Origin of the sequence: Myxococcus sp. CA039A (genome assembly GCF_013336645.1) — a bacterium.
Classification (GTDB): Bacteria; Myxococcota; Myxococcia; order Myxococcales; family Myxococcaceae; genus Myxococcus; species Myxococcus llanfairpwllgwyngyllgogerychwyrndrobwllllantysiliogogogochensis.
In genome coordinates this window covers 1-26,445 of the sequence record NZ_JABUMQ010000143.1, presented here as the reverse complement: position 1 = coordinate 26,445, position 26,445 = coordinate 1, and the positions used below count along the sequence as shown (strand labels likewise).

The window sequence follows — 26,445 nt, the reverse complement described above, 5'->3', positions numbered from 1 at the left end:
CTCCATGCGGCAGCCAGGAAGGGAGTACAGCGGTTCCATTCCCAGGGTGTATTCGCCCTGCTGGCCGTTTGCCGCATCTGTCCTTGCCCCAGACGGGAACCACACGAAGTGCGGGAGAGCCGTCAAAACGGACACGCTCAGTGGGGTGATACCGCGCGCCGGGGCTCGATGGGGGAACGCAACTGCAGCCTCGTGTGAGGATGCACGGGGTTGTCGTCGTCGAAGCACCCGGGCAATGGCGGTCCGGTTCGAGGCGCCGGACCGCATCGCCGGGTGTCGTCGGTGTGCTCGCTACTTCGAGCAGACCGTCACCTTGAACTCATCTTCGATGCCCGAGGAGTAGGAGAGCGGGGCATAGGGCCCTCCGCCCTTGTAGGTCCCCGAGAAGCCCACGTCGTCGTAGAGCCGGCAGAACCCGCCGTCGCTCGCGACTCGTCGCTGTGGCGCAGTCGTACGAACCCGGTGCTGGCCGTGGCGGAGATTAGCCACGGGGGGCCCGCGCGCCAGCGAAATCCGTACGCTGAGTACAAAGAACCCAGGAAGGCTCGTCCGAGGAGACTTCGTCCCTGATACAGGGTGGAGGCGGCCCACGATCGGCTCACGGCCCGGTGATGAGGTGGATGCCGCGTTCCCGTATCAGGGCGCTCTGGGCCTCTGCGGAAACCGCGGTCCCGCGCAGGTCGAGTTCCCTCAGGCGTGACAGTCTGAGCAGCGCCGGGAGGCCCGCGTCAGTGACTTTCGTGCGCGTCAGATAGAGGGTTCGGAGCGAACTGGGAAGGTGGCCGAGTATCTCGTCCCCGGTTTGGCCGCCGGCGAGGCTCAGCCAGACGAGTTTTGTGAATTCCTGAAGCGCTTTCTGGCCCTCTGCGTCCAGCCTGGTCGCGCCGAGGTCGAGCGTCGTGAGTCGCGCAAGGGTGTGCAGGCTCGCGAGGCCGGTACCCCGGATGAGCGTCCCCGCGACATGGATTGCCTCCAGCTCTGTCAAGTGAGCGAACTGGCCCAGCCCTACGTCCGTCAGGAGGGTGCGTTCGGCTTTCAGTGAATGGAGGCCGGGAAAGGCCTGGCGTATGGCGGGCACCCATTCGTCAGTGAACCGGGTCTTGCTCAAGTCCAGGTGTCTCAGGCGTGGGCGGGCCCCCAGGTTGTTCAGCGCTTCCAATCCAATCGGCGTGTGGCTGAGCGCGAGCCGCGTCAGTTGGCTGAGGGGCGCGAGTGCCGTGAGGGACCCGTCAGTCAGCGCGAGTCCAGAGAGCCCGAGGGATTCGAGCGTCACCAAGGCACTCAACTCTTGAAGTCCCGTGCCCGTCACGAGCGTGTGCGAGAGGTCAACCTCTCTCAACTCATTGAGTCCCCGAAGATGGCGCAGCGCTGAATCGTCCACGAGAGTGTCGTCGAGGTGAAGCGCTTCCAGTCGAGAGCTGCCCGCGAGGTGGCGAAGGCCTGGGCCTCGGATTCGCGCCTTGCTGAGGACCAGCGCACGAAGCGCGGGCAGCTTCGCGAGGTGGAGCAACCCAGCGTCCGTCACCCGCGTGCTGCCCAGGTGGAGGGCTTCCAGTTCACGTCGTCCCCCGACATGCACGAGGCTGGCGTTCGAGGCAGCAGTACGCGCGAGGCCCAGCCGCCTGAGGGAGGGCATGGCGTCAATGCAGCGGAGACCGGCATCCGAGACTTTCGTGCCGCTGAGGTTGAGCGTATGCAACGAAGCGCCCGGCAACAATGCGAGGACGGCGTCGTCCACTGCGGTATCAGACAGGTCGAGTTCCTCCAGCCCCGGTTGCCTCGCGAGGAATCCAAGTCCTTGGGAGGTTACGGCCGTTCCGGCGAGGGAGACTCGACGCAGGGTGGTGTGCTCCCAGAGCGACGCAAGGCCTGTGTCCGAGACGGACGTTTCGTCCAGCCGCAGCACCGCCAGTTGTCGCATTCGTTTGAGAGGAGCCAGCCCCGTGTTGGTGACCTGGGTGGCATTGAGGTGCAGGGCCTCGAGTCGAGTCTCGCTTTCCAACGAGGCGAGGTGCGCATTGCCGAAGTCCGTGCCAGACAACTGAAGCGCGACGACGCCGGACCCTTGGAGAAGGGCCGCGAGCAGCCCGGGGGCTGGAACGCCGACCGAGCCAAAGCCCAATTCGGGCACTCGGTACTCACGCAACACGGCGGCGATTTCGCGAGCGTCCGCGTCGGTACGCACGGGGAGCAAGGGTTCTGCGTACCAGGTGCCTGTGTCAGGTGGGGTGAAGCCTTCGGGCCCTGGTGGTAACCGCCCGAACTCAGCGCTTGTCCCATCCGGTTCATGGCGGAACACCGTGAGCAGCGGCCTGGGAACCGTCACCACGACGGGACTCAAGAAAGGGGCGGGAATGACAGGCACGGGACGGGGCGCACAGGCCGCCATGACGAGAAGCAATCCTGCGAATCTGAGGATTCCCAAATGGACGTGAAGCGGCGGGCAAGGAAAGAGGTGTACCAGCCACCTTACTTCGCGCGGGCCCCCCGCGGCCATCCGCCGCTCTCGAGCTCCGCGAACACCGCCGGGACACTCCCACCGAGCGCTCCCCCTTCTTCGCGAAGCCAAGGTCATCTCCCAGCCACCTGGCTCCCGTCTGATGAGCGCCCCTGGAACTCCCGCGCCACTGACGCGCGGGGCGAGCGCCTACTCCGGAGCGGGGCCCGGAGGACACGCGAGGTCGGCGGGCAGGGACCACAACTGGGGCTCGAACGTGTCGTCCTTCGCGCTGAAGTAGACCCGCTCCCCGACGCGGGCGAAGCCCTGGGGAGACGCGCCTCCCCCGCCGATGTCCGCGGCCTGTCCCGTGGACATGGCCGTGCCCCGCGTCACCCAGGGCTCGTTGTAGGAGAGGGGCGACGTGTCCCCGCCGAAGAGCACCGCGCCCATGCCCGTGGCGTAGAGAGGGGACCAGTAGTACTCCGAGATGCTCAGCTCCACGGGGAGCTGCACGGTCCCCTCGGCGGTGCCATCCGTCACCCAGAGGCCCACGCGCAGCGCGGCGGGGCCGGGGAAGGGGCTGCCGATGGCCACGGACAAGTAGAGCCGCCCGCCGGAGCTGGCCGTGTTCTGCAGGTAGGGCGTCGTCCCTTCCATGTCCGCGTAGGGATTGGGCAGCACCTTGACGGTGCTCTTGCCTCCGCCAGCGAGGGACAGGCGATACAGTCCCATGCGCCGCGTGGTTGTATCCGCCGACGTCAGATACACCGACGAACCCAGCGCTCCGAGCAACCGCATACTCCGGCCGAACGTGTCCAGGCGCACCGTGCCGGTCGGGCTGCCATCCGTCTTCCACACCTCCGTGTTGGGGCCGTCGAGCAGCGTGAACAATCCCGGGGCTCCGCTGTCGGGGCTCCGCACGTCACCCAGGGGCACCACGTCGGCGTCCAGCCGCTTGACGAAGGATGTCCCGGAGGCCGTGCCATCGGTCCGCCACAGCGCGGTGCCGCTGCCGGGCCCGACGAGGAAGAAGAGCAGGGCGTCGCCCCCCCTCAGGCTCTGCCCCTGGAGCGCGGCGAGCACCCCGAAGTTCACGACCTGCACCGTGCCCGAGTCCGTCCCATCCGAGCGCCACAACTCCACCTGTGTCCCCGCCGCCACCGGGGTGAGCCGGAAGAACGACAGCGCGCCGTCCAGCGCGGTGGGAAGGCGCAGGGAGGAGTCCGCCGTCCCCGGCATCAGGTCCGCCACCAGGTGCGTGCCGGCCTCCGTGCCGTCGCTCACCCAGAGCTCCTTGCCGGTGTCGGGGTTCCACACCTGGAAGAAGACCTGGCTGCCCACAGGGACCAGTCCGCCGAGGCCCCTGTTCCGCCGGGGTGTCACCGCCGGGAAGGACTTCACCGGGAAGGTGCCCGCATCCGAGCCGTCGCTGCGCCACAGCGCGCTGCGGCCATCGCGGAAGTTCACGGCGAAGTAGAGGGTCCCCTGGGCGTCCACCAGATTCACGGGTGCGGGCTCGTCCCAGGGCGGGTCGTCGCCCGGAGGCATGACGACCTTCACCCGCTGGGCCACGCCCGGCGCGCAGGCCTGGGCCTTGACGGTATCCGGCGCTGAGTCTGGTTCCGCGCACCCCATCAACACCAGACACACCAGGGCAAAGCCATACTTCGAGTGCATGCCGCTCCCTCCAGGGCCAGGAGGACAACGGTGGGAGCCACCAGGATGCGCAGCAACTGCCTTGGAGCGCATGTCGCCGCGCGAAGGCAGACATTCCCAGGGCCGGCCGGAGTCGCTGACGCCGGGAGGGGGAACTGCCCGCGAGCGCCGAGTCCCAGATGGCGTCGTTCCAGTTCAGCTCGCTTGGGATGACGGCGAAGACGAGGCCGCTGCGGATGTCCTCGCAGCCACCGTTGGCCGTACTGGGAGTCGCCCAGTTCCGTGGCTCTCCCGCACTTCGTGTGGACCGTAGGTTCAGACGGTGAGCAGCACTCGACGACGCAATAGGTCGAAGTTGGCGCGGCCATACATCTGACGCTTGAGGAGCTTGAGCTTCGTGATCTGGCCCTCGGCCTGGGTGTTGCTCCAGGGAGAGGTCAGGGCAGCCCGGACGGCATCGCCATCCTTTTCGAGGCCCTCCGCAAAGGTTTCCACCGCGCGTACTCCGCACGCACGAGCCTCGCTCAACCACGCTTCGAAGGGCCTGCAGGACCTCGTTGGCCTTGCTCGCTGTGAAACGCCCCGCGAGCGCACGAGTTCGCAGAACCGCCGGGTCAATGCGACGACACGCGACGCTTCCTCATCCTGCTCAATGCGCGCCAACGTCGCGGTCTCCGCGGAGGTCAACTCCGAGGGCCTCTTCACGCACAACCATGCCAATTGCTTCGGCGAGGGGAGTGCGTCAGTGCTCGTGCCCTTCGACCACCAGTTGCCGCCGGGGTATCCGCGCGCCCCTGAGCGAGGCCGAACGGTCCGTCGCACCTGGAGCCAACGGTGGACCTGCCGCGAGGTGCCACGAAAGCCTTGGGCGCGAATCTCCCGCCAGAGTTCGCGGGCGTTCTCACACCCCGCGGCTTGTCGCCGCGTCAGGTACTCCAGATAAGGGTCGAGGATGCTCGGTCCAGGCACGCGCGCCGCGCGCTCAGGGAAGACTTCGGCGGCGGCGTATTTGCGCACCGTCCCTCGCGCAAGTCCCAGTGTGTGACTGATTCTCAGCAGGGGCTCTCCCGCCAGGTGACGGCGCTGTACGGCTTCATATGCAGCGACATGCCGGGAGCGGCTCTCCGCTCGGGCGTGAGCTTCGGCGTGAGTTCGCGAGAAGCTGGTGTGACGACGCGCGGGAGGAGTGTCTCCGCTCGAAACGGCTGGTAGCGCTCTAAGTCGGGGGTGAGCGCTGGTCATCCAGCGTTCCATCATTTGCCGTCCATTCAGCAGCAAGTGCCAGCGGTCCGCCACCTGCTGGGCCTCTGGAGCGCCCAGCACCACCGCTCGTGCGTACTCGGTCGACCGGTCTCTGGCGATGACTTCCACGCCGGGGTGGTGGCGCAGCCATGCGCTCACCGTGGGAGTCGAGCGGTCTGGCAACACGTCCCGCACGCAGTGCTCTTCCAGGTCGACAAGGATGGAGCCGTAGGTGCGTCCCTTGCGCAGCGCCCAGTCGTCGAGGCCGAGGACGCGAGCGGGGCTGGGAGCAGGCAGCGGAGCGCGGCGAATCAGCCGCAGGAGGGTATCGGGACTGGTGGGCATGGCCAGGGGCTTGAGCAGCCTGGCCCCAGCCTCTGCTCCGGCTGTGATTGCAGCGGCGCACTGCGCGGTGGCCAGCCGACGCGTCCGCCGAGCCTGAGCGGCCACCAGGCGCACCGGCCGCTCCGCGAACGTGCGGCGGGCGCAGTCCGGGTTTCGGCAGCAGAAGCGCCGCACACGCAGCTCGAGTTGCACGACGCGCCCCGCAGCTGGCAGGTCCGCCGGGCGTCGGACGTAGCTACCATGCACTGCGGTACTGGGCGTCTGGCAGGAGGGACATCGTGCTCCCGTGCCCTCCATGCGCACCCCGAGGACGACACCCGCCGCGCTACCGTGGGCCACCCGGTCCACCCGACACCCAGGAAGTGGGTACAGCGTTTCCATTCCCTGGGTGTATTCGCCCCGCTGGCAGCTTGCCGCGTCTGCCTACTCCCCAGAGGGGAGCCACACGAAGTGCGGGAGAGCCAGTTCCGTGGACACCCGAGATGTGATGGAAGGAGCACGGGCGGTCCGCGAACGAAGAGAAGCTGAACAAGCCCCGCGGACCTCGCCGAGAGTTTTCGGAAAGTTCAAGGCCGAGGGGCGCAGAGCTGGCCAGGCGTCAAGCGGCGCGGGTCGCCCGGGCATGCGCGTCTTCTCAATGATCGAGGTTATCAGGGAGGCACAGGGGCTGAAGTCCGGACGAGCCTCGAGTGCTGTTCCTCGGCTCTCCGTGGTCTGGCGACCCGCGGGCTGCCGGCGTCAGGTCGAGTGAATTGGTTTCCTCTGCGACTTGCGCCTCCGGGCCCCGTTATGGGGGCAGCACCCCTCTGGGTTTCTCGGGAAGGGGGCTTCTTTCTCTGAGGGGCATGGTGGCGTATCAACTCGTTCGTTTGTACCTGAGCCGCACTTCCGTACGGTGGCCGCGGCAATTCGCCTGCACCCCAGGATTCTTCCCCGGCATCCGGGGCTCCGTCCTTTTTGTCTCCGTGGCCCTCGCCGCCTGTGGAGGAGGGGAGAAGCCCCCTCCGTCCAACGTGGCCCCGTCCGCACGCGAGGACCTGGCGACGCTCTACGAGGACACCGTCCTGGTGATTCCAGGCGCGTCGCTCGTCTCCAACGATTTCGACGCGGACGGCGATTCGCTCACGCTCACCTCCGTTGGCACGGCGACCCATGGCAGCGTGACGTGGGTCGGCGGCACCGCCACCTTCATCCCGGAGGCGGACTTCTCCGGAACCGCGACGTTCGAGTACTCGGTGTGGGATGGACGCCTGACTGACACCGGGATGGTGAGCGTCCAGGTCAACCCCGTGCACGACGCACCCGCAGCGGTCGCCGATACCCTGGCCACCCCCGAGGATTCCGTGCTGTCCCCATCGCCTCAAGTCCCGACGATGTCCCGTCCTGACAACTCGAGATTCCCATCAACACGAACAATAACCAGACGGCCTTCGACGCTGCGGCCGTGTACCGACGACGTGGCTGCATGGACCCCTTCCAGTGCAATGACTCAGGGCTTCTGGCGCAGGGGCGTGGAGCTGCCTGGGGCGTCGATGTCGTCCGCGCTCGAAGAGAGACCTCGTGGCCACGATGAACCAACGCTTCACGGACGAGGAGTTCATGTGTCTGTATTTTCGTTGTTGAAATGCTGATGCAATTCAGTTTCACTTGATAGGCATTCTGGACTATGTTGTTCCCTGAGGTCGGCTCGAGACTGCTTGCGCATCCATCTGACGTAACAGGACACGCGGTCAGTCGACGGCCTGCCTCGATTGCAGGGACCCATCACGGGCGTCGCTGGTGCGGCCGCCCGATACACGAGGACTCATGAATACGAGAGTAAACCCGCTGGTTGTCACACTGGTTGTCATGGCGATGTCTTCGGGCACGAGCGTCGCCGCCACCTCTGCCGCGGGGGCTGTGTGTGCGGAGCAGGGCTTGCCGCCGTCCGGCTTCCCGAGTTGTGTGTGGTCGATTCCGGTGGCGGGTGGCGAGGTGCTGCTCGACACAGTGGGCAGTGCCAGCGCGTCGGAAGTCCGCCAGGCGCTGGCCGAGGGGCGAGCCCCGAATCTCGCCCCCCACGTCGTGAGTGACGAAGAAGGCGCGCTCGCGGTCGAGGCGTTGGTACTCGCGACGAGTTCGCTCTCCGACGTCATCGTCAGCGAACTGCCAACCTACGAGCTACCAAACGGCGATGTGCAGGTGTCGGTGCTGGCTGGCACGCTCACGGGCCCGTGGGGCCCGACGGGCCAGGAGGCCATGCTCAAGATTTATTTCTACAACTGGGGCCACGGTCACTGGACGATCATCATCGAGTTCAGCGAGCACAACGGCGTTGGGTACGACAGCAAGGGCGGCTGGTTCAATCTTCAATAACGTACCTGATGACCTCTCGCGCTGGTCGGGGGACGTCGGGGCGTTGAATGGCCACGAGCGTCCGGAACCGCGGCGCGCGGCACTACCTCAGCAGGCTGGGCCACGGAGAGGTGCTTGACGAAGTCCAGTGCCTGCCGGGCGCCGAGTACCCTGAACCAGCGACCGTGGTTCCCACATGACCTCAGGCGGTGCGCCTGAGGTCGGCTCGGCGCGGGCATTGGGCGACCGGATTTGGGGAGGCACAGGACCTGTGCGCCGCGCGTCTGACGCTTCCGCTGCCGCGCGTGATTGCGTAGCGTGAGGCCCCCGAGTCACGAGGAACGCTCATGGCCAAGAAAGTCGCAGCCAAGAAGGCGCCAGTCAAAACGCAGAAGAACAAGGCCTCCGTCGCCGAATTCATCGCCGCGGTCGATGACGACGCCCGGCGCGCGGACGCCAAGGCGATTGACAAGATGCTGCGCGAGGTCACCGGCGAAAAGCCCGCCATGTGGGGGTCGTCGATCATCGGCTATGGCTCATACAAATACACGAACACGATGGGCGAGGCGGATTGGCCGAAGATCGGCTTCAGCCCACGCAAGGGCGCGACCGTGCTCTACATCGTGCCAGGCTTCCTCGCGTCCGAACCGCTGATGAAAAAGCTGGGGAAGTACAAGAACGGAAAGAGCTGCCTCTACATCAACAAACTCGCCGACGTGGATCAAAAGGTGCTGCGCGAACTGGCCACGCGTTCGTGGGCGCACATGAGCGAGAAGTACGGGTAGGAAAAAGCGGAGCCCGGCACACTCTGTCGCGTGAGAGGGGTCAGCCGATGCGCTTCAGCTCCTGCACGGCCGGAGTGGGCTTCCCTTCGCCATGGGTGCGGCGCGCTTGACCTGGGCTCCTGGATGGAGCCTGGAGATTGCAATCGATTCACGGGCCGTACATAGGGGCTTCGTGTCCTCCACACCCGTCCTTGGATTTGGTCGCTATCTCGGCACACCGCTCCAGCGCTTGGAGGTGGCGGGGCTCGTCTTGACGGAGAGCACCTATCCTCCCGACGTCGTCCTCCCTCTTCACCGGCACCGGCACGCGGGCTTCCGGCTCACGCTGGAAGGCGGCTTCACCGACGTGTTGGAAGGACGCGCCCGGCAATGTCCTCCCAGGTCGGTGGCCTTCCAGGCACCCGAGGTCGCCCACGAGCAGCGCATCGCCGGTCGGCTCACCCGCACCTTCAACGTCGACTTCTCCGAGGCGGTCTGGCGGTCGCGCTACCCCCTCGTCTCCCGGCTCGACAGCCGGATGGAGCTTGCGTCGGCGCGACTGTCCACGCTGACCGCGCGCCTCTATCAGGAGTTCCGCCACGGGGATGACATGACGGCGCTGGCCATCGAAGGGCTGGCGTTGGAGCTGCTGGCTGAGGCCGTGCGCGCCACGACGCCCCCGAAGGCATCGGCTCCTCCCGCGTGGCTCGCACGGGTGCGGGAGTTGCTTGATGCGGTCCGGGGGCCGCCTCCCACGCTCGCGCAACTGGCTCGCGAGGCGGGGGTGAGCCCCACGCAACTGGGCCGCACCTTCCGCCAGTTCTTCCAATGCACTCCCGTCGACTACCTGCGCCGCTCCCGACTGGAGCGCGCCAGCCGGGCACTGCGAGAGACGGCGCACCCCATCAGCGACATCGCGCTGGAGGCGGGCTACTACGACCAGAGTCACATGACGCGCGAATTCAGCCGCCGACTCCACCTGGCACCGGCCGAGTACCGGCGCCTGCTCGCGGGCCGTTCGTTTCGTCCAACGGGATGAGTTCCGTCCAAGACATCCTCGCGCGGGCGGGGTCAGCTTCAGCGCCATGACTCCGGACCCGCTCGCCTCCACCGTCCCCGTTTCCTCCCCGACCTCCGACGCCCGCTGGGGAGTACCCACAGTGGCCCTCGTCGCCACGCTGTGGCTGGCATCCGCCAGCTGCGTCTCACGGCAGGAGGTCCCCACATCTCCCGCGCCGGCCATCACCCGCGTGGAGGCCGGGCGCACGCACTGGGTGCTGCGTCCCTCCGAGGCCTACGACGCCCTCTGTCTGTTGAACCTGCTCCGTGGCGACGCGTTCTACACGAAGTACTATCCCGTGGAGTTTCAGCGCTTCTCCGCCCTCCTGGAGCCCAGGGAGAAGGCCGCTCTCGCGCACCTCACCGAGCGGATGGGAAAGCAGGCCGGGAAGATGGTGGGTCCCCATCTGACGCTCGTCTTCTCCGTCACGGGTGCCACCACCGTGGAAGACCTGGCAAGGACGGTGTCGGACGATGCCGCCTGGAAGGCGATGCGTCGGGACTTCGAGGCGACGAGTTACAGCGAGGACTCCGACTTCACCGAGATGGAGGACGTGCGCCAGGACCTGGGTGTGCTGCTCGCCTTCCTCCAGCGCATCGGCTTCTCGCGCATCTGGCGCGCGGAGTACCTGCCCCAGGTGGAACAGGCCATCGCGCGATTCGGCGTCCAACTGGCACCCCATGACGTGGTGGGCTGGGACGAGGACGTCCTCGGCCGGGTGCTCCACGTGGAGGCGCTCAACGCCCACGTGCTGAAGTTCGTCAAACCCCACGGCATCCGGGTGACGGGCTGGAACTTCCTCACCGACCTCACCTATCCGCTGAGCGTCACGGTGAAGACCGCCGTGCATGAGCTGCTCCACCCGCCGTTCAAGCGCGAGGGTGCCATTGACGCGCGGTTGACAGCCCTGGAGGCGGACCCGTACTTCCAGCGACTGGTGCGTGAGCACGACCCGGCGTTCGGCTACACCACCGCCCAGGGGCTGACGGAGGAGGACTGCGCCGAGGCCATCGACGTCTTCGTCAGCGAGCGCCAGGGCTTGCTCCGCGCGAGGGACGGCAAGCCGCTCACGGGCGCGGCCTTCTTCCGCGACCACGACGATGGAATGCACGTATTGGCCTATGTGCTCTATGAGGAGCTCCGGCGCGCGGACTTCTCCCAGTGGACGACGTACGAGGGCTTCCTGCTGAAGCTGTTCGACACGGGCGTGCTCGTGCCCGGGAAGCTGGAGCAGCGATTTCGTTCCTACACCGGCAACTATCCCGTGAAGGCATTGAAAGAATAGGCCCTCAGGCGCGCGCGGCCCCGGGCATCGGCGTGTCGGGAGAAGCCTTCCGTGCGGCCCGTGCCTCGAAGGTGGAGATGCCCGCGGACGGTGCGGGGGTTGGACTGGCATCAGCGGAAGGGCGACGCGGGGTTCCTCGAGTGGCTCGCCCCTCCGCATCTGGGCGGCGTGACGCGGAGGCTCGGCGTGGAGGTGGATGGGCCCGCTCGCGTTGGCGGGCATGTCGCCGCCTGTGCGGAGGCTGGAAATCTTCAGGCGGTATACGCTGGCGACGTGACCGAGGCCCTGCACAGCTACCTGGAGCGCGCGGCGGAGTGCTTCGCGCGGCAGGAGGAGGAAGAGGCCTTCGGCGCCGTGATGGATGCGTGGCGCGAGTGTCGCGCGAGCGAGCTGGTCCTGTTCGCCCAGGAGTTCGAGGCGCGTCTCGACTCGACGCATGCGGGGCGGGAGGGGGCGTCCGCGGAGGCTCGTCGCGCGGCGCGGGACCTGGCTCGCGGGCTGGGGGCGCAGGGGCAGCCGCGCGAGGTGGATGCGCGGCTCGATGCCCTGCTCGACTGCCTGCCCGACCCCCGGTTCATCCCCGGGTTGCTCGCCATCGCGCGACTCCCCTCGGCGGAGGAGCCTCAGCGGGTGTTGAGGCTGTGCGCGGCGCTCCGGCACGTGGGGCCGCCCTTCGACGTCGAGCCCCTCGAGGCCCTGTATGAGCGGATGATGCCGGAGGCTTGGGCCTCGGCCGCGCGGCTGTCTTTCGTCATCAGCCTGGGGCGTGACTGGGTGCCGCGGGAACTCGACGCGAAGGCGGGGGAGCTGCTCGCGGCGCTGTGGGAGGCCCTGCGTGTTCGCGCGGAGAAGGAGTCGCGAAACGCCACCATCCGGGAGACGTGGTTGCCCCGTGTCTATGCCAACCCCGAGGACGACGACGTGCGGCTGGTGATGGCGGACCAGTTGATGGAGACGGGCGACCCCCTGGGCGAGTTCATCGTGCTCCAGTGCTCTCCCACTCCTGACGAGGAGCGCATCGACGAGTTGCTCGCGACGCACCTCCGGAGCTGGGAGATGCCGCTGGGGGGCCACATCGATAGTGGGGCGACCCGCTTCGAGCGGGGCTTTCCCGTGGCGGTGCGGATGGCGAAGGAGGCGGCCTCTCTGATTCTCCCCGAGCCGGGACCGGCCTGGAGCACGGTGCGGGAGATCGACTGGGCGACGGTGGCCTGGTCGGTGGTCCACGCGCAGTGGCTCGCGCATCCGCATCTTCGGGGCGTGACGCGGATGCGACGGGTGGAGCCGTACTGGGCCCGTTTGATGGGGCCGCCGCCCTCCGTCAGTCGGCTGGAGCTGTGGGGGTCTGTCGCGGACCAAGTGTACCGCACGCCCGCGCTGGGGGATGTATTCGACAGGCTGGCCCTGTGGCCGAACCTGTCGTGGCTGGAGTTGCACGCCGGGCACGAGGAGGACGTGCGCCTGTGCGCGACCTCCACGCTGGCGACGAAGCTGGAGCGCTTCGATGCCACCATTCCGGGAGCCTGGACGCTCACGGTGCGCCCGGGCGACAAGGTGCCCATCGAGGTGACGCTGGTGAGCGCCCGGGCTGGCGAGTCGTTCTGGAGGCTCCTTTCCGCGGCGGAGGGTTTCGGGAAGAGGGGCCTGCGGGTGCGCTGTCATCGCCAGGTCGACGCCGCGAGCGTCAACGCCCTGCGGTGGGCCACGTCTGGCTTCTCCCACGTCGAATGGGTGAGCGTGTCTGCCTTGCGGTAGAATGGCGACGTGGATGACAACGTGTACGCTCACCTGGAGCGCGCCGCGGAGGCCTCTGCCCGGCACGACGAAGAGCAGACGCTCGCCGGACTGTTGGCCGCATGGCGGGCGTGTCGCTCACCGGCTGCGGCTCCCGGAATCTCGGGTCCAGTGCCCGCGTGCGTCAGTGAACGTGTCATTGTATGTCTGGAATTGAGATGAGGATGGCGTGGCGTTTGCTCGGGCTGCGTTCGCCAGGATTGGCATCACCTTCCCGCAATGAGGTGCATGATGGAACCCAAACAGCTCACGGTGCGACGCTGGTCCGAACTCTCCAGCAAACCACTCTCGGAAGAGAGTGTGCGTGCCCTGCACTTGCCCGCGAGGAAATATCGGGTGCGCGTTAATCGGTATTCGCCGGGGGAGGATTTCGCTGGCGCAATGCGGGCCGGTACGTGCTACGTGTTGGCCGGGCAATGCCAGATTGAATTCGGCACGCAGGTCGCCCAGCTCGCCGCTGGGGATGTCGCAGAGTTTCCTGGATGCAGGTATCGCGTGGTGGTGAGTCGCGATGCTGGGTGTGTTGTTGTTTTTGCTTGGGAGCTTCCAGAGGAGTTTGCTCGATAGGAGAAGGTCGGACTCTGCGTTGCGGAGTCCTTCCAACTCAGTGCCCAGGTGTCAGCCTGGGCACATGTAGAACCTGGGCCACCTCGCGCAAGCTGCGTCCCGTGGTGGATTGCCCCGCCACGGGACGCATGCTCACGTTCCGCCTGGGGCGGCCCCATCCCCAGCGGCTCCACCGGCCGGTTGGAGGTGATGAGGGTCGAGGCGCTCCGTCACCGCTACCACGGCGGTAGGAGGGAGCGCCGCGCCTCACCGGGGGCCAGTGCAGACTGTCAGGGTTCGCCGTATGTGGTGCAGGAGCTGAAGCGCATCGGCTGAACCCTCTCACGCGACAACTACCTTGACGCTCACCGCTTCCCTCGGGAGCAGCGGCTAAACCGGAAGCGGATGCCTCCCAAAGACAGCGCAAAGGCGGCGCCTTCCGAGGCGCCTCCTGCGCGAACATTGCCCGGTTACGCTGGATTCGCCTGCGCGCTCAGCTCGCGCTGCTGCACTGGGGAGCGCTCGCACTGCTGGGGTTCAGGTTGCTCCTTCAGAAGCTGTTGCTGGCCGGTGATGGAATCACCACCGCTACTGCAGTCATCCAGGCAGAGGGCGTGCTCTGCTACGCATACGGCGGGGTCTGACGTGTGTGCCAAACAGTCTTTGTAAGCCCGAACGCAGATGTTTTGGCACGACGCCTCTGCTGCCTGAGCCAGCACCAGGCCGCCCACCAACCCGCAGGTCGTAGCGATCTTCCTCAATCGACTGTTCATGCTCGAACTCCTTCTGACGGGGTCCCCTGCGCTCCAAAATTTAGCACGGGGAATATCTGTGCGGCAAATGCCCGCCGCGATGAGCAAATTCAGAGGCAGGCCACCCCGGGGCGGCCTTCGTGCGACACAGACGCCAGTCCTCCGCCCGAATGAAGTCTGCCGGAGTGGCGTGTTGGCCAAGGTAGGAGTGCTGACATGCAACGGTTCGAACTGCAGCAGGCAGATAGGGAGTGACATGCCCTGCGGTTTTCGGACCACCTGAAGCTTGAGAGGATGCCGTCTCCGGACATCACGGAGGCAGGCAGTGAAGAAGAGTCGGTTCAGCGAAGAGCAGATGGTCGCCATTCTGCGAGAGGCGGAGCGGTCGTCCGTGCCGGAGACCGCGAAGAAGCATGGAGTGAGCGAGCCCACGGTCTACGCGTGGCGCAAGTGCTTCGGGGGCATGGACGCCAACGACACGAAGAGGCTGAAGCAGTTGGAGGCGGAGAATGCCCGGTTGAAGAAGCTGCTGGCTGAGCGAGGCCCTGTCCTGGGGCTCCTGTGGCCAATCGCGGCCCGCCCGGCTGGCGTCCACCGCCTGCGACAGTCCTCCGCAGGCGGTGTCGAGTCGGCCGCGTGCAGCGGCAGGTTGCTTTGCCCCAAGGCCCTATCCCCAATGCTCCACCGCCCCTCTCTACCGCTCCAGGAACTCGGTGACCCCGTAGGCGCTGCGCTTACCTACCTTTGACGTATGCATGACGCAGCGATCAAACTTTGGGTACGCACAGGGGCGCGTTACAGGTCCTTCACGGCGTCATACAGGCTGCCCGCCGTGTCGTAGCTGAAGTAGGGGCCCTGCCACTTGTTGACCATGGTGGGGTCCGAGTCCCAGAACATCCAGCTGTTCACCGAGTACAGATAGGCCCAGTAGTTCTGACCATAGCTTTCCAACCAGGGCCCGCCGCTGGCGCCGCCGGTCATGTTGCAGGAGATGGAGGGAAAGCCGCCCTCGTTCCACGTGCCGCCCTGGCAGAAGAGCAGTTGGGAGCCGTTGAAGGGCGGGGCCGCGGGGTAGCCGAACTGGTAGATGTACGCACCGTAGGGAGCTCCCCACTTGATGCCTTGTCCCCCCACGGCATCGACGATGCGCGTGCCATTACGGTCGTTCATCACCGCGGCCCCCACGTCGTAGGCCCGGTCCCCGTTGTTGGTCCACCCGTTCTTCGACCAAAGGCTGGTGGACGTCCAGGTGCCGTGGGGGGAACCCGAGTGGTAGTTGGGGACGAAGGCCCAGTTGCTGAACCAGTTGCGACCGGAGCCGCCACCATGCACACAGTGTCCCGCGGTGAAGACGACCCGTCTGCCATTGCTGTACACCGTGCTGCCCGAACACACGTAGTTCTGCCCGCCGTCCGTATAGAAGACCTTCCCGCTCATCGTATGAATGTCGGCCAGCGGCGCGAGGCCGCCTCGCGGCTCGGCGCCGTCCACGGTGCGGCTCACGTTCTCCGGCGCGACGGGCTTGAGGCTGATGGGCGCCTTGCCGGACGTCGTGGGGGGCTCCGCGGGAATTGCCGAGGCCATCCGTTCCGGAGTCCAGTAGGCGAGGATGCGAGCCTCATCCAGCGCTGACGCGAGCGTGGAGGAACTCGTGTTGTCCGCCGGGTCGGCGGTGGGCGCGGCTCGCGTGGAGGGGACCGCGCCCAGGAATCCAAACACCGCGACGGCAAGAGCGACTCGACTCCGCGACACGAATGGCATCGGCCAGCCTTTCCAATGACGACTGCGGGTGAGGACCGCCATTGTCATGGTTGGCAGGGGAACGACTCAATACGCGGAACCTCGTAATGAGAGGAAATAGATCGGGGAGGCCGCGCTACTTCTTGGGCCCGGACGTCGGCGGAGCAGGGCATGTCAGCCGAGGAGCAGCGTCAACCCCAGAGCGTCGTGCACCACAGCGACCCAGGGACCGCTCCGCGGAACCGGGGCAACTTCAGGTTGGACAGTTGCCCGAGTCCATGGGGCACTGTGCTGATATGCTACCCTCATGGGACTCTGGAAGAGACTTCTCGAGTGGACGAGTCGTGCAAGGGGGCTCGAAAACGAGAAGAGGACCGTGCGAGTCATCTCCCTCTTGCCTCCAGAAGTGGCTGTGGTTGGAGGGATTCCGCGCCGCGCCATTGCCGGTACCCTTGGTGGCAACCCTGATGACTTGTCTGCATTCACGCCAGAACCCGATTTTGTCGCACTCATCCACGAAGTCGTCCGCGACTACACGCCACAGGACTCGGCCGCACAGGAGGAGGCCCGTCGCATGGGCAGTGGGTGGCTCTACATCGTGGACCAGCGGTGGTCGCAAAGTGGGGCGCGCACGGCACCCAAGGACATCGTAGGGTACTTCAGGGTAGAGGAGGGACGCATCCAGCAGGCGAGCTACACTCCGCATCAAGGCTACATCGTCTTCACTGAGCGCGGCCTCACCCGTCTCCCGGGCAGTCTTCACGGGGTTCTTGTCGCCAGGGCAGCCCAATAGCCCCCTGTGTCAGGGAGTTTGTCGCCTCTGCCGTGCGCGCCTCGCTCACTCGCAGTGACGCACGGTTCGACAAGGCCGTGACGCGCTCAGGACGCAGCGGCCGAGGTTGGGTCGGCACGGGTAGGAAAGAAGTGCATCGGAGTGTCGTGAAACGGTCTCGCTCGCGTATCCTCGCTACATGGGCATCTTCAATCGTCTCTTCGGTCGCGCGGGCAGGCCGGCACCCACCTCGCCCGAGGCTGTGCGCGAGTTGCTCTTCGATGCTGTGCAATCACAGAATGACGCCGCGCTCATCCGGCTCTGTGCCGAGCACGAAGCCCTGCTCCTCGAGCACTACCCTGCCTGGTTGACGGTTCCCGAGAGCGTCCGCAAGGAGCCGACACACCTCCAGCGCTATGGCCAGGGGCTCATCGGCATCGCTCAGTGCCTCGCGGAGACTCGGAACCGGCCCGAAATGTTCCAGCGGATGATGGGGACTCCCGCCGATAACCCCATCGTGCGCTGGCAGGAGACACGGGAGCGCGCCAACACGCTCATGCGCGGGCTGGACTTCGAAGGTGCGCTATCGCTGCTCACTCCCGAGGCGGAGCGAATCCAGGGCCTGTCGGGAGGAAGCGCCGAGTCCATGAAGGCCATGACCTTCGGGCAGATGGCTGCGTGTCATTTCCAGGAGGGCCGGGTGGAGACCGCGCTTCCGCTCTTCCGGCAGGCGATTGACCTGTGCCGGAGGGCCGGTGACGACGAGGGCGTCGTCGCCTACCTGGAAAACAGCTTCGAGGCGCACCGCTACCTGGGACAGGGAGTGGATGCTGCAGGCGTGGCCATGGAACTCGCGGTGGCGCTGGAGCGGGTGGGCCAGGATTCGCGGGCCCGCCGCATCCGGAAGGTTGCCGAAATCGTCCGGGCCGGTGAGCCGCTCAATCGGGTGGTGGCGGAACTCGACAGCGTCACCCTCGAACTGGACGAGCTGCCCGCGCTCATTGAGGGGAAGCTGCAATTCATCTTCTGCCGCAATCGACTCGACCTCGCGCGCACCACGGCCCTGGTCGAGCGAGGCCGTGAGCTGGGCGGGCAGGGCCGCTACGAGGAGGCGCTTGCGCTCTTCGAGGAGGCACGGCGTATCGACGCCTACTCGCCCGAGCCCCGCTACGAAGGGGCCGTCACGCTCCTCCTCCTCCATCGCGCGAGCGAGGCCGTGTCCTGGTACGACGAGGTGGAGGCGCTTGCGCCGGGCTGGTACCGGTGTCGCGCCGAGCGCTGGCTGGCCGCTGGAATTGCCGCCGGAAGGATTCCGTACCTGGCCTTCACCGTGATGCGTACGCTCGAGCTTCCGAACCTGGGAGCGGAGGACCGGTTGCGACTCACGCGCCAGGCCATCGGCGAGGCACCGGGAGTGCCCGAGCTTCAACTGCAACTGGGCCGGCAGCTCACGGCGCTCGACCGGAAGGACGAGGCACGGACGGCGCTTGAGGTGGGGTTGGCACAGGCGGAGGAGCCAGACATCCGCTCGCGTCTGTTGATCGAGTCCGCGGCCGATGCCGCGCCTTCGGCGGACCGGGACAGGATGCTCCACGAGGCCATGGAGCCTGGGGGAAACCTGGTCGCCGCGGCAATGGCGCGGGTCCTACTCCACTCGGGAACCGGCCAGCACCTGGTTCACTGAGCCGCAGTCTCGTGCCACGAGCCCGCCTCGCGCATTGCCGACCAAGGAAGAACGATGACGGCGCGCGCCTCGCTCGTTCGCCTTGACGCGCTGCTTGACGGGGTCTTGACGCACTCATGCTGCAGCGACCGAGTTTTGGGTAGGCACAACCGTCACGAGCGCTCCTCCACGTAAGCCAGGAGGCCAGTGGGGGTGTGAGAGACGGCGCGCGCGCGCTGGCCGCGTGCCGCCAACTCGGCGTGGACTGCCTCCATCAGTCCGTCGTGGGTGGAGGCCTCGACGGTGAACTCCGGCCCGGGGTGTGGCGCGCCCGAGGGGGAGGCAAGGACGAAGACTCGGACGACGCTCTGCACACGGGCCTCCCGGACCAAGTGGAGGCAAGGCGCGCGGTGGGAGGGGCGCCCTCGATGTGCGAGGGCGTTGGGAGCCGCGCGCCTCACCTCCAGCGAGGACAAATGCCTCGGGCCCGATTTCGGGGACATCCGGCGCGCGCATTTTCGCTCAGGGCCTGCGCATCAATGAGTTGCCTTCGTCGGGGGACAGAGCGCTATTGGCAACACCTGCGGCTGACGACGGAGCCCACGCGCGAGCCGAAGCGCATGCGTGGAGGCGCCTCTTCTTCCGAGACTCACAGAGAAGATTGGGAGGGACCGACGATGAATCCAGGCCAAGGGTGTTTGAAGCGAGAAGAGAACACTCTTGGCGACGCGCACGCTGGCGAAGTGGCTGCCATTGCGGCAGGCGTGACGACGTGCCCGTGCCCGTGCTCGGAGCGAGAGGACGAGGCGCACAATCCGAGCGACTACCTCGTGACGGCCGAAGAGTACCCCGAGCACCCTGCCGCCCTGGCCGGCTACGCCAGATGGGTGTTCTGCGTCCACTGCGGCGCGTGGCGCGCCGACGACGATGGCGCGCCCGATGCGGACTGGATGCCCTGACGCGTGCTGCGTCCGCGTGGAGAGCGGGGCGCACGAACCCCGCTCCTCATGGCAGGACCGACTCGGTCTCTTTGTCGATGGCCAACACGTTGAAGCCCCACTTCGACGTGGAGGAGACACCATGGACACCTACCGCGTTGCGAGACTGCCAGCGAGCCTGCGCGGCTTCGCGCCGCCGGACACGAGCACGCAGCCTGGAGGCTATGTCGAGGCGGGCGACTATCTCGTGCTCGAGGAGAAGTCCCGCCACCCCACGCCCGACACCGATTACGCCCGACTACTGGTGCCGAAACTGAGCGCGCTCGACACCTGGGTGTGCACGCGCTGGCGCACCCAGCGCTACGCAACGTTCGTCTCCCAGGAGCGCGCGCATGGCCATGGTCCGGCTGTCGTTCGAGAGCGAGCCGCTGGCCGTCTTGGAGGAGCGTCTCATCGCGCTCCTGGGGGCGTCCCCTGACTACAGGTACAACGTGAGCCGGGTGTACTACCCGTGGGCGCTGCCGGGCGTCCGTGTCCCGTTGGCGCCGCCCCGGCTGAACAACTGCTGCACCTTCGTCGAGGCCCTGCGGGTGAAGGCCTTCTCCGAGGCGCACGGCGCTGCTTTCTCGTGGGACGCGCGTCGCCATCGGCAGATGATGATTGCCTCCAGCCAGGACTACTTCTCCCCCGTGACGGCGGCCGTCGAGTCCGGCATGGCCCTGGTGGCACCGTCGGCGGATGTGCCGCCCCACCCCTGGACACTCATCCAGGGGTGGCGCAGTCAGTGGGGCGCGGGGCACACCTTCCTCGTTGCGGACCACCATGCGGAGACGGACAAGGTGCTGGTGCTGGAGTCCAACGCCGCCTACGGCTCGACGGTGTCGGCTACCGTGGCCTCGGCCAGCTGCGCGACGTCTTCTGCCTCCATCCTTCTCCGGAATGGTGGACGCGGAACGAGGTGTGGACGTGGCGCCGCATCTGCTCGACGTACCCCTTCAGGCGGCAGGCGTGCGTGAAGATCAAGAACCACAAAGGTAGTACCAAGTGTTCCGTCCTCCTGGCACATCTCGCCGCTGGCCGCCTGCTATTTCAGCCCAGCAGGTGGCCAGGTTTCTTGCCGGCAGATGTTGGAACTTGTTAGTCAGAGTCCTGGCGAAGTCGTGGCCGTTCCCTTCTCAGTAACTACTACATGGGTGATGCACCCATATAAACAGTATTGCGTGCCTCGCCGAGGAACGCCTTGCTATTGTCGGACGATGCGCAGCCCATACCAATTGCAGCCAACACGGGCCTTTCCGTAAAAGCTCCCGGCTCGCATGTCATAGGAGTATGGCTTTGCTCCCACCATCACGTTCCAGTCGAATACCCAGTTATGCTCGTGACTGTAGCCTTGGTTTTTCTCTGCTTGGCCCAGGGTGATTCTGAATTTGTTCTGCTCGTTTAGGCTGTCGACCTTCTTGGTGTAGGCGGCGAGTCGTGCCACGTAGCCTGGGTCGATAGCGTTGATGATTTTGTGTTCGAATTGAGTCCAGAGGTTGTTGGCTATGCCTCCAAGGAGGCTGTTGAATTGGCTGTTGATGAAGCTTGCGAGTTCTGGTTGGGTGAAGATGAGCCTGCGAGAAGTCTGGCTTAGTTGAATCCCCGCGACATCGAGTGTCCAGTTCCCGATCTTGAAATTGAAGATACCGGTGAAGTTCGGGCGGTTTGGCGCGCCGAAGGTTTGCGGGGTTGGGAAGATGTGGCTTGTATGGAGATCCATGTTGTCGATGCCAATTACGAGTTCGTCCGCGTATGAGGGGCCCCAGTACTGTACAAACCAAGCCTTCTTTCTTCGCTGCAACTTCCCCTTCATGGAGATTGAGCGGAAGAGGACTAGGTTGGTCTTTCTGGTTTTGAGAATGAAGCGCCTGTCTCCAAATGAGGTGGAAATTTCTTTGTTGAACCCGCTGCCGACTGAGTCATTGATGAATGTTGGGGTCGATTGGCACACGTTTTCTTGAACGCATTCGTACTCGTCGTTCCCATCCCAGTCGTCAATGATGGGGGCGCAGCCAGCATTCGTCCATACGGTGTTTTGTTTCGGCGAGACAGTCACTTGGCGAATGGCTGTCGATGCCGGCCAGAACTTCTTGCAATAAGGAAGACCGCCGATATTACAGCCCGAGCTGCAGTTCGGGTCTGGCGTCCAGTTACCTCCCGGTGACTGGTGGTTGTTGACCTTGCCGCAGTAGCGCACGAATTTCCCGAGCACGAGGTCATTGGGTCCCAGGCTGGATGGTGCCAGTGTTGGTGCCACAGGTGTCGTGTCGCTTCCCGCCATCTTTTCCTGCTGTAGGTCGATGCGGACGATTCCGGCGGCCACTTGGTACTGGCCGTCCCCCAATGCGGTTTCACCGGGCACCGCAGTGAACGTGGGGTCGAAGTCGATACGCTCCTGATTCGCACTCAGCCACGTCCTGAATGAGGATAGTTTGTCGAGGTCGACCTTGAACAGTCCGATGTCTGTAAATTGATACATTTTCCCGCCGGCGAGTACTTGAAGATCGGGATTGACCAATTCCCGCAACGGTGCGTCGCCTGCGATGTGCTGTTTCAAGTCTCGGAGATACTCGGCTCGATCCACCTCGTAGGTAGTCTCGTTGACCGGGAACTGAGCTAGGTAGGATTTGAGATTTGCGAATCCGCTTGGCAGCGAATTGGCCGCAATTGAATTGGCTGCGAGGGTGTGGAAAAGGGAGTTGAAGTCCTCTTCCGTGGTGAACTGGAGCACTCCGGCCGGAAAGTCCGCATTGGTGACAAGGCTGGGCGCCCGGCAGTCCGAGGCACACGTAATGCTCGTCTCGTTGTTGTTGCAGGCACCGTCCCCACACGAACTTGCTACGCCGCAGTCCGCAGAGCACAGGACATAGTTCTCCCCACTGTTGCACACCCCGTCCCCGCACGTGCCACAGTCAGCAGGACAAGACGAAGGCGTCTCACCGCTGTCGCTATTGCAGGTGTCATCACCACAGACAGCAGACCCCACACACTCGAACTCGTCGTGCCCATCCCAGTCGTCAACGACAGGGCTACACCCGGCATTGCGCCAGACATTATTCGCCTTCTCTGAAACAGCCACCTGTTGAATGGTCGTGGAGCCGGGCCAGAACTTCTGACAGTAAGCCAATCCGCCGACGTTGCAGCCCGAGGAACAGTCCGGGTCCGCCAGCCATGCGCCATCCGCGCCTTGATGGCTGTTGACCTTGCCGCAGTAGCGAGCAAAGCGCCCTAGAACGGAAGTCGTTGTCAGCGCCGCCTCGCGAGAAACCAGTTCATGACTTTCTCTGTCCCTGGTCGCAGGGGCCTCGAGGGGGACGGCACCGACCGAATCCGGATTCGGCGTCCCGGGCTCATCCACGAGAAATCCACACGAAGTGGATAACAGTACTGCTGTGGCAAAAACAATAAGCCCACTTCTTCCGCGTGTCATTGCTTATCTCCCTGTCAGTCCGAAGTTCCCTCCATTCCGGCCGCAGCCCTTCATGGAGAGAAGTCTGAAAGCCCAGCAGAGGACGGTCTCTTGAGAGAACTCGCAAGAAAGCGCCCACCCTGAACTTGTCGGGCGTGCACAACAACGTCCGGCGCAAGTGCACTTACCACGAAAATCCAGGATCTCAACCCTCTCTGGGTTCTGAGGCTGTGGTTGTAAAGTTGCACCAGTAATCCGACCAGTGCGCTTGCCTCTCCTCGGCGCGCCCTGCTGGGCAACGCGACAGGGACTATCGACGACGCGGTACTCCGCGTCGTAGTGACGGCCGACGCGGAAACCCTCATAGCCCCAGCGTTTCCCCATCGTCCGGGCTCGCCAAGTCCAGTGCCCCCACATTCTCCGGACTCGTCCTCAACTGGGATTGAGACGCTCCAAGTAGCAGTGCCACGTAGAGAGCTGTCCATGGTCTATTGTCGCCCAGCAACCTCTGCCGGGCGGACCACCTTCTGGAGGGGATCCGGTTCAGGGGACAGGTCGACTGCTCGCGGAGTTGGGGAGCAAGGACTCGCGTGCTCACCCAATCACCCGGACTCCGATATCCCCAGTATTGCGTCGCTCCGGTTCGTGCTCCCTCTGGCAGGTAAATGTCACGGCCCAGAACTTGTCCGCATGCCCGCGGCTGGTGCGCTCGGCATCGAAGGACACCCTCCCCGAGGGCAACACACGCTTCTTGATGGAGTGAATCTGCCTGACAAGCTCACCCTCTCTCAGTGTGATGAGTGACAGATGCCTCCCTCTTCGTTGGTGTCCACGGGAGCGGTTGAGTCCACAAATGAGTCCCGGGGGATGCTGGGTTGGCCCTGGAGAGAGGGCCAACCCAGCCGTTGAATCAGTTGCGGACGGCGATGTAGCTGAGCGTTTCTCCATACCAGACGCCGCCGCCGTTATGATACCGGTATTTGTATGCGCCGAACGCCTGCCACCTGTAGCTGTCCAAGACCTGAACGTTGCTATCGAACAGCAGAAGGGCATTATCGCCCTCGCTGCCCACTTCCTCGTAGCCCACGCTCGCGGGGAGCACGAGCACCGACCAGTCGCTCACGGCGGTGTTGCCCTGCGTGGCGAAGGTCTGGCCATTCGAGGCGAAGCCAGTGAAGCTCGCGTTGCGCGAGACCAGCAGGTAGCTCACCTGGCCTGCGCCTACGAACGACAGGCCCTGGTTGGTATGGCGGAACTTGTAGGGGGCTTGGAGCTGCCAGGTGAAGTTGTCGACGATGGTGTAGGACGCCGAGAACCGCAGCAGGGCATTGTCGAACTCGAGGCCGGGCTCTTCGATGCCGGCCGACGCGGGACTGACGATGATGTTCCAGTCAGCCATCGACGTGCCCGATGGCACGGCAAGGTTCTCACCATGCGTGAGCGTACCGGCGACGCTCAACGCCTTGCGGACCAGCAGAAAGTCGACGCTGCCGACATACCAAGTGCCAGGCCCACTGCTGTTACGATACTTGAAACGGGCCCAGACCGACCACGCAACGTTGTTGAGAGGAGAAGCCGATACCTCGAAGCGCAGGAGGGCATTGTCGTCCTCGGAGTAGATCTCCTGGAAACCCATGTTCCTGGGAACGAGCAGGATGTTCCAATCGCTGACGCTCGTCCCCGGCGGAGCAGTGATGGTTTGTCCATGATACGTAGTGCCCGCGACGGCATTGGCGGCCATCGCAGCTGAGGGGGTGATGAGGGATAGGACTGCGACAAGAACAAGACGCACGCGGACGGTGAGCATGGCGAGCTCGCTGAGTGAGAGGTTGGGTTTGGTCTATAGTTGACTGGCCGTGAAGTCCAGCAGTTCAGAGCGTGCCATCGAACAAGTCGATTGCTGGTTGCGCGGTGCTTCAATTTTTGGAGAGAGGTGTAGCCTCATTCAGGAGCGTTCGTCTTTCAGTAGCTCTAGGTGCAGAGCGCGAGGCGGTTTGGGGACTGCTATCGCGCACCTTGTGCGATAGGACCACGCGGGCTTCTCGCGCCCGCAGATGACCTTGTCGTGCTTCCGGTTGGTGTCTTGGCTGGCCTTCCTCATGGTTAGTTCCTGGGGAAGCGAAGGCCGCGCGGCCGAACGCCGGTGGCGGCTCGCCCCAGTGAACTGCCTAGAGTCTTTCCTCGAGCCCGAGGTCCGTAATGTGCGGCTCAGGAGCCGGGAGCTGCGGTGCGCGGCGCCGGATAGCGGGAGTGGGTGTGACATGCCCTGCGGTTTTCGGACCACCTGAAGCTTGAGAGGATGCCGTCTCCGGACATCACGGAGGCAGGCAGTGAAGAAGAGTCGGTTCAGCGAAGAGCAGATGGTCGCCATTCTGCGAGAGGCGGAGCGGTCGTCCGTACCGGAGACCGCGAAGAAGCATGGAGTGAGCGAGCCCACGGTCTACGCGTGGCGCAAGCGCTTCGGGGGCATGGACGCCAACGACACGAAGAGGCTGAAGCAACTGGAGGCGGAGAATGCCCGGTTGAAGAAGCTGCTGGCTGAGCCCCCTGTGTCAGGGAAGAAGTCGCCTCGGCTGAGATGCCGAGCTGACCACCCGAAGGGGGCGAGTGCAGGCGGTTGAAGTGCCGTACACAGACGCATTCAAGGCGCAGATGGTGAAGCGGATGGTGGGACCGAGCGCGGTGAATGCCTCGACACTGGCCCGGCAGGTGGGAGTGTCCCAACCGACGTTGTCGCAGTGGTTGCGAGCGGCGAATAGGGTAGCGGCCATGGCGCCCCCGTCCGACGAGAAGAAGTCCGCCCCGCCCGCTGGGCCGAAGAAGTGGACACCCGAGGAGAAGCTGCGCGTGCTGGCGGCGGCCCAGGCGCTCAAAGGCGAGGAGTTGGGGGCGTTGCTGCGTGGAGAGGGGCTGCATGAAGCGCAGCTGCGAGAGTGGCAGCAGGCGGCCGCGGGGGCGCTCTCAGGCACGGCGAGCGAGCCGCTGCCGGCCAAGGAGCGCAAGCGGCTGGCCGCCGCCGAGAAGCGGGTGAAGGAGCTCGAGCGGGAGCTGCACCGCAAGGAGAAGGCGCTGGCGGAGACGGCGGCGCTGTTGGTGCTCGAAAAAAAACTTCAGGCGATGGGGTGGGACGACAGGCACTCGGGCGACGAGGACGACGCAGCGGACGAGAAGAGCGAGAAATGACGCTCGCCCACGTCGACGAGGCCCTGGAGAGGGGCGTGCGCCTGGAGGCCATCTGCGAGCGTCTCGGGGTGGCCCCGCGCACCATTCAGCGTTGGAGGAAGCCAGCCACGGCGGAGGACCGGCGGTGCGGACCACATACCCGTCCGGCCAACCGGCTGTCCGAGGCGGAGCGGCGCCGAATCCTGGCGGTGGCCAACAGCGAGGAGTTCCGGGACGCCTCGCCCAAGCAGATAGTCCCCAGACTGGCGGACCAGGGCGAGTACGTCGCCAGCGAAGCGAGTTTCTACCGGGTGCTGCGCGAAGCGGGGCAACTGGCTCACCGAGGCCATGCCAGGGCGCCCACGCCCAGGCCCCGGGCCGAGCACACCGCCACCGGGCCCAACCAGGTCTGGAGTTGGGATATCACCTACCTGAAGGGCCCGGTGAAGGGCGCCTTCCTCTACCTGTACCTGGTGGTGGACGTCTTCAGCCGGCGAATCATGG

The 26,445-nt window shown here is 65.3% G+C and carries 20 protein-coding genes and 2 pseudogenes; 14 read left to right on the top strand and 8 right to left on the bottom strand.

The genetic code is table 11. The features are described from left to right. Window positions 1-291 precede the first annotated feature (291 nt). The 4 genes from HR086_RS23675 to HR086_RS23660 form a co-directional block, all read right to left on the bottom strand. Window positions 292-489, bottom strand: coding sequence for a hypothetical protein (locus HR086_RS23675; protein WP_174466716.1), 198 nt, complete (start codon window positions 487-489; stop codon window positions 292-294). Between the two features lie 109 nt (window positions 490-598). Next, window positions 599-2,185, bottom strand: coding sequence for a hypothetical protein (locus HR086_RS23670; RefSeq protein ID WP_371823600.1), 1,587 nt, complete (start codon window positions 2,183-2,185; stop codon window positions 599-601). Between the two features lie 462 nt (window positions 2,186-2,647). Continuing rightward, a complete protein-coding gene (locus tag HR086_RS23665; RefSeq protein WP_174464058.1) occupies window positions 2,648-4,117 on the bottom strand; it encodes a hypothetical protein in 1,470 nt (489 codons plus the stop codon). Window positions 4,118-4,411: 294 nt separating this feature from the next. Continuing rightward, window positions 4,412-6,064, bottom strand: coding sequence for an ISL3 family transposase (locus tag HR086_RS23660; protein ID WP_174466729.1), 1,653 nt, complete (start codon window positions 6,062-6,064; stop codon window positions 4,412-4,414). Between the two features lie 632 nt (window positions 6,065-6,696). Between HR086_RS23660 and HR086_RS23655 the strand changes: the two genes are divergently transcribed. The 7 genes and pseudogenes from HR086_RS23655 to HR086_RS48650 form a co-directional block, all read left to right on the top strand. Continuing rightward, on the top strand, window positions 6,697-7,314 hold the full coding sequence (locus HR086_RS23655) for a cadherin-like domain-containing protein (protein ID WP_174464057.1): 618 nt from the start codon (window positions 6,697-6,699) through the stop codon (window positions 7,312-7,314). Window positions 7,315-7,489: 175 nt separating this feature from the next. After that, the gene (locus HR086_RS23650) at window positions 7,490-8,038 is read left to right on the top strand and encodes a hypothetical protein (protein WP_174464056.1); all 549 of its coding nucleotides are present in this window, start codon (window positions 7,490-7,492) and stop codon (window positions 8,036-8,038) included. A gap of 326 nt (window positions 8,039-8,364) precedes the next feature. Further along, window positions 8,365-8,802, top strand: coding sequence for a DUF1801 domain-containing protein (locus tag HR086_RS23645; RefSeq protein WP_174466728.1), 438 nt, complete (start codon window positions 8,365-8,367; stop codon window positions 8,800-8,802). Between the two features lie 172 nt (window positions 8,803-8,974). Then, complete coding sequence (locus HR086_RS23640; protein ID WP_174466727.1) at window positions 8,975-9,820, top strand: helix-turn-helix transcriptional regulator; 846 nt, start codon at window positions 8,975-8,977, stop codon at window positions 9,818-9,820. Between the two features lie 121 nt (window positions 9,821-9,941). Continuing rightward, window positions 9,942-11,126 carry a hypothetical protein gene (locus HR086_RS23635; RefSeq protein WP_254626444.1) on the top strand — a complete coding sequence of 395 codons (1,185 nt, stop codon included), beginning with the start codon at window positions 9,942-9,944 and terminating at the stop codon, window positions 11,124-11,126. Window positions 11,127-11,216: 90 nt separating this feature from the next. Then, the gene (locus tag HR086_RS23630) at window positions 11,217-12,881 is read left to right on the top strand and encodes a TIGR02996 domain-containing protein (protein ID WP_174466725.1); all 1,665 of its coding nucleotides are present in this window, start codon (window positions 11,217-11,219) and stop codon (window positions 12,879-12,881) included. Window positions 12,882-14,543: 1,662 nt separating this feature from the next. Then, window positions 14,544-14,763: pseudogene (locus HR086_RS48650) on the top strand (transposase); the annotation flags it as partial. Window positions 14,764-15,013: 250 nt separating this feature from the next. Here the strand turns inward: HR086_RS48650 and HR086_RS23620 are convergent. Beyond that, entirely contained in the window at window positions 15,014-15,979 is a 966-nt protein-coding gene (locus HR086_RS23620; RefSeq protein ID WP_174466724.1) for a serine protease, read from the bottom strand. A 355-nt stretch (window positions 15,980-16,334) separates the two neighbouring features. On the opposite strand from HR086_RS23620, the gene HR086_RS23615 reads away from it, so the two are divergent. Continuing rightward, a complete protein-coding gene (locus tag HR086_RS23615) occupies window positions 16,335-16,751 on the top strand; it encodes a hypothetical protein (protein ID WP_174466723.1) in 417 nt (138 codons plus the stop codon). Between the two features lie 178 nt (window positions 16,752-16,929). After that, window positions 16,930-18,414 carry a tetratricopeptide repeat protein gene (locus tag HR086_RS23610; protein ID WP_174466722.1) on the top strand — a complete coding sequence of 495 codons (1,485 nt, stop codon included), beginning with the start codon at window positions 16,930-16,932 and terminating at the stop codon, window positions 18,412-18,414. 152 nt (window positions 18,415-18,566) lie between these two features. On the opposite strand, the gene HR086_RS23605 is transcribed toward HR086_RS23610, so the two are convergent. Continuing rightward, entirely contained in the window at window positions 18,567-18,767 is a 201-nt protein-coding gene (locus HR086_RS23605) for a hypothetical protein (RefSeq protein WP_174466721.1), read from the bottom strand. 390 nt (window positions 18,768-19,157) lie between these two features. Here HR086_RS23605 and HR086_RS23600 point away from each other — a divergent pair, with 390 nt between their 5' ends. Together HR086_RS23600 and HR086_RS48645 are read left to right on the top strand one after the other, a co-directional pair. Further along, a complete protein-coding gene (locus HR086_RS23600) occupies window positions 19,158-19,352 on the top strand; it encodes a hypothetical protein (RefSeq protein WP_254624251.1) in 195 nt (64 codons plus the stop codon). 371 nt (window positions 19,353-19,723) lie between these two features. Continuing rightward, the gene (locus HR086_RS48645) at window positions 19,724-20,347 is read left to right on the top strand and encodes a hypothetical protein (RefSeq protein ID WP_254624250.1); all 624 of its coding nucleotides are present in this window, start codon (window positions 19,724-19,726) and stop codon (window positions 20,345-20,347) included. Between the two features lie 227 nt (window positions 20,348-20,574). On the opposite strand, the gene HR086_RS23585 is transcribed toward HR086_RS48645, so the two are convergent. Further along, window positions 20,575-22,728: a hypothetical protein gene (locus HR086_RS23585; protein ID WP_174466719.1), complete on the bottom strand. Its 2,154-nt coding sequence runs from the start codon at window positions 22,726-22,728 to the stop codon at window positions 20,575-20,577. A gap of 961 nt (window positions 22,729-23,689) precedes the next feature. After that, the gene (locus tag HR086_RS23580; protein WP_174466718.1) at window positions 23,690-24,586 is read right to left on the bottom strand and encodes a hypothetical protein; all 897 of its coding nucleotides are present in this window, start codon (window positions 24,584-24,586) and stop codon (window positions 23,690-23,692) included. 523 nt (window positions 24,587-25,109) lie between these two features. On the opposite strand from HR086_RS23580, the pseudogene HR086_RS23575 reads away from it, so the two are divergent. The 3 genes and pseudogenes from HR086_RS23575 to HR086_RS23565 all read left to right on the top strand — a co-directional run. Further along, window positions 25,110-25,322, top strand: a pseudogene (locus HR086_RS23575) (transposase); the annotation flags it as partial. Between the two features lie 79 nt (window positions 25,323-25,401). Next, the gene (locus tag HR086_RS23570; protein WP_174462879.1) at window positions 25,402-25,962 is read left to right on the top strand and encodes a transposase; all 561 of its coding nucleotides are present in this window, start codon (window positions 25,402-25,404) and stop codon (window positions 25,960-25,962) included. After that, the coding region (locus HR086_RS23565; RefSeq protein WP_174466717.1) for a DDE-type integrase/transposase/recombinase at window positions 25,959-26,445 on the top strand (487 nt) is incomplete at its 3' end. The genes HR086_RS23570 and HR086_RS23565, both read left to right, overlap by 4 nt.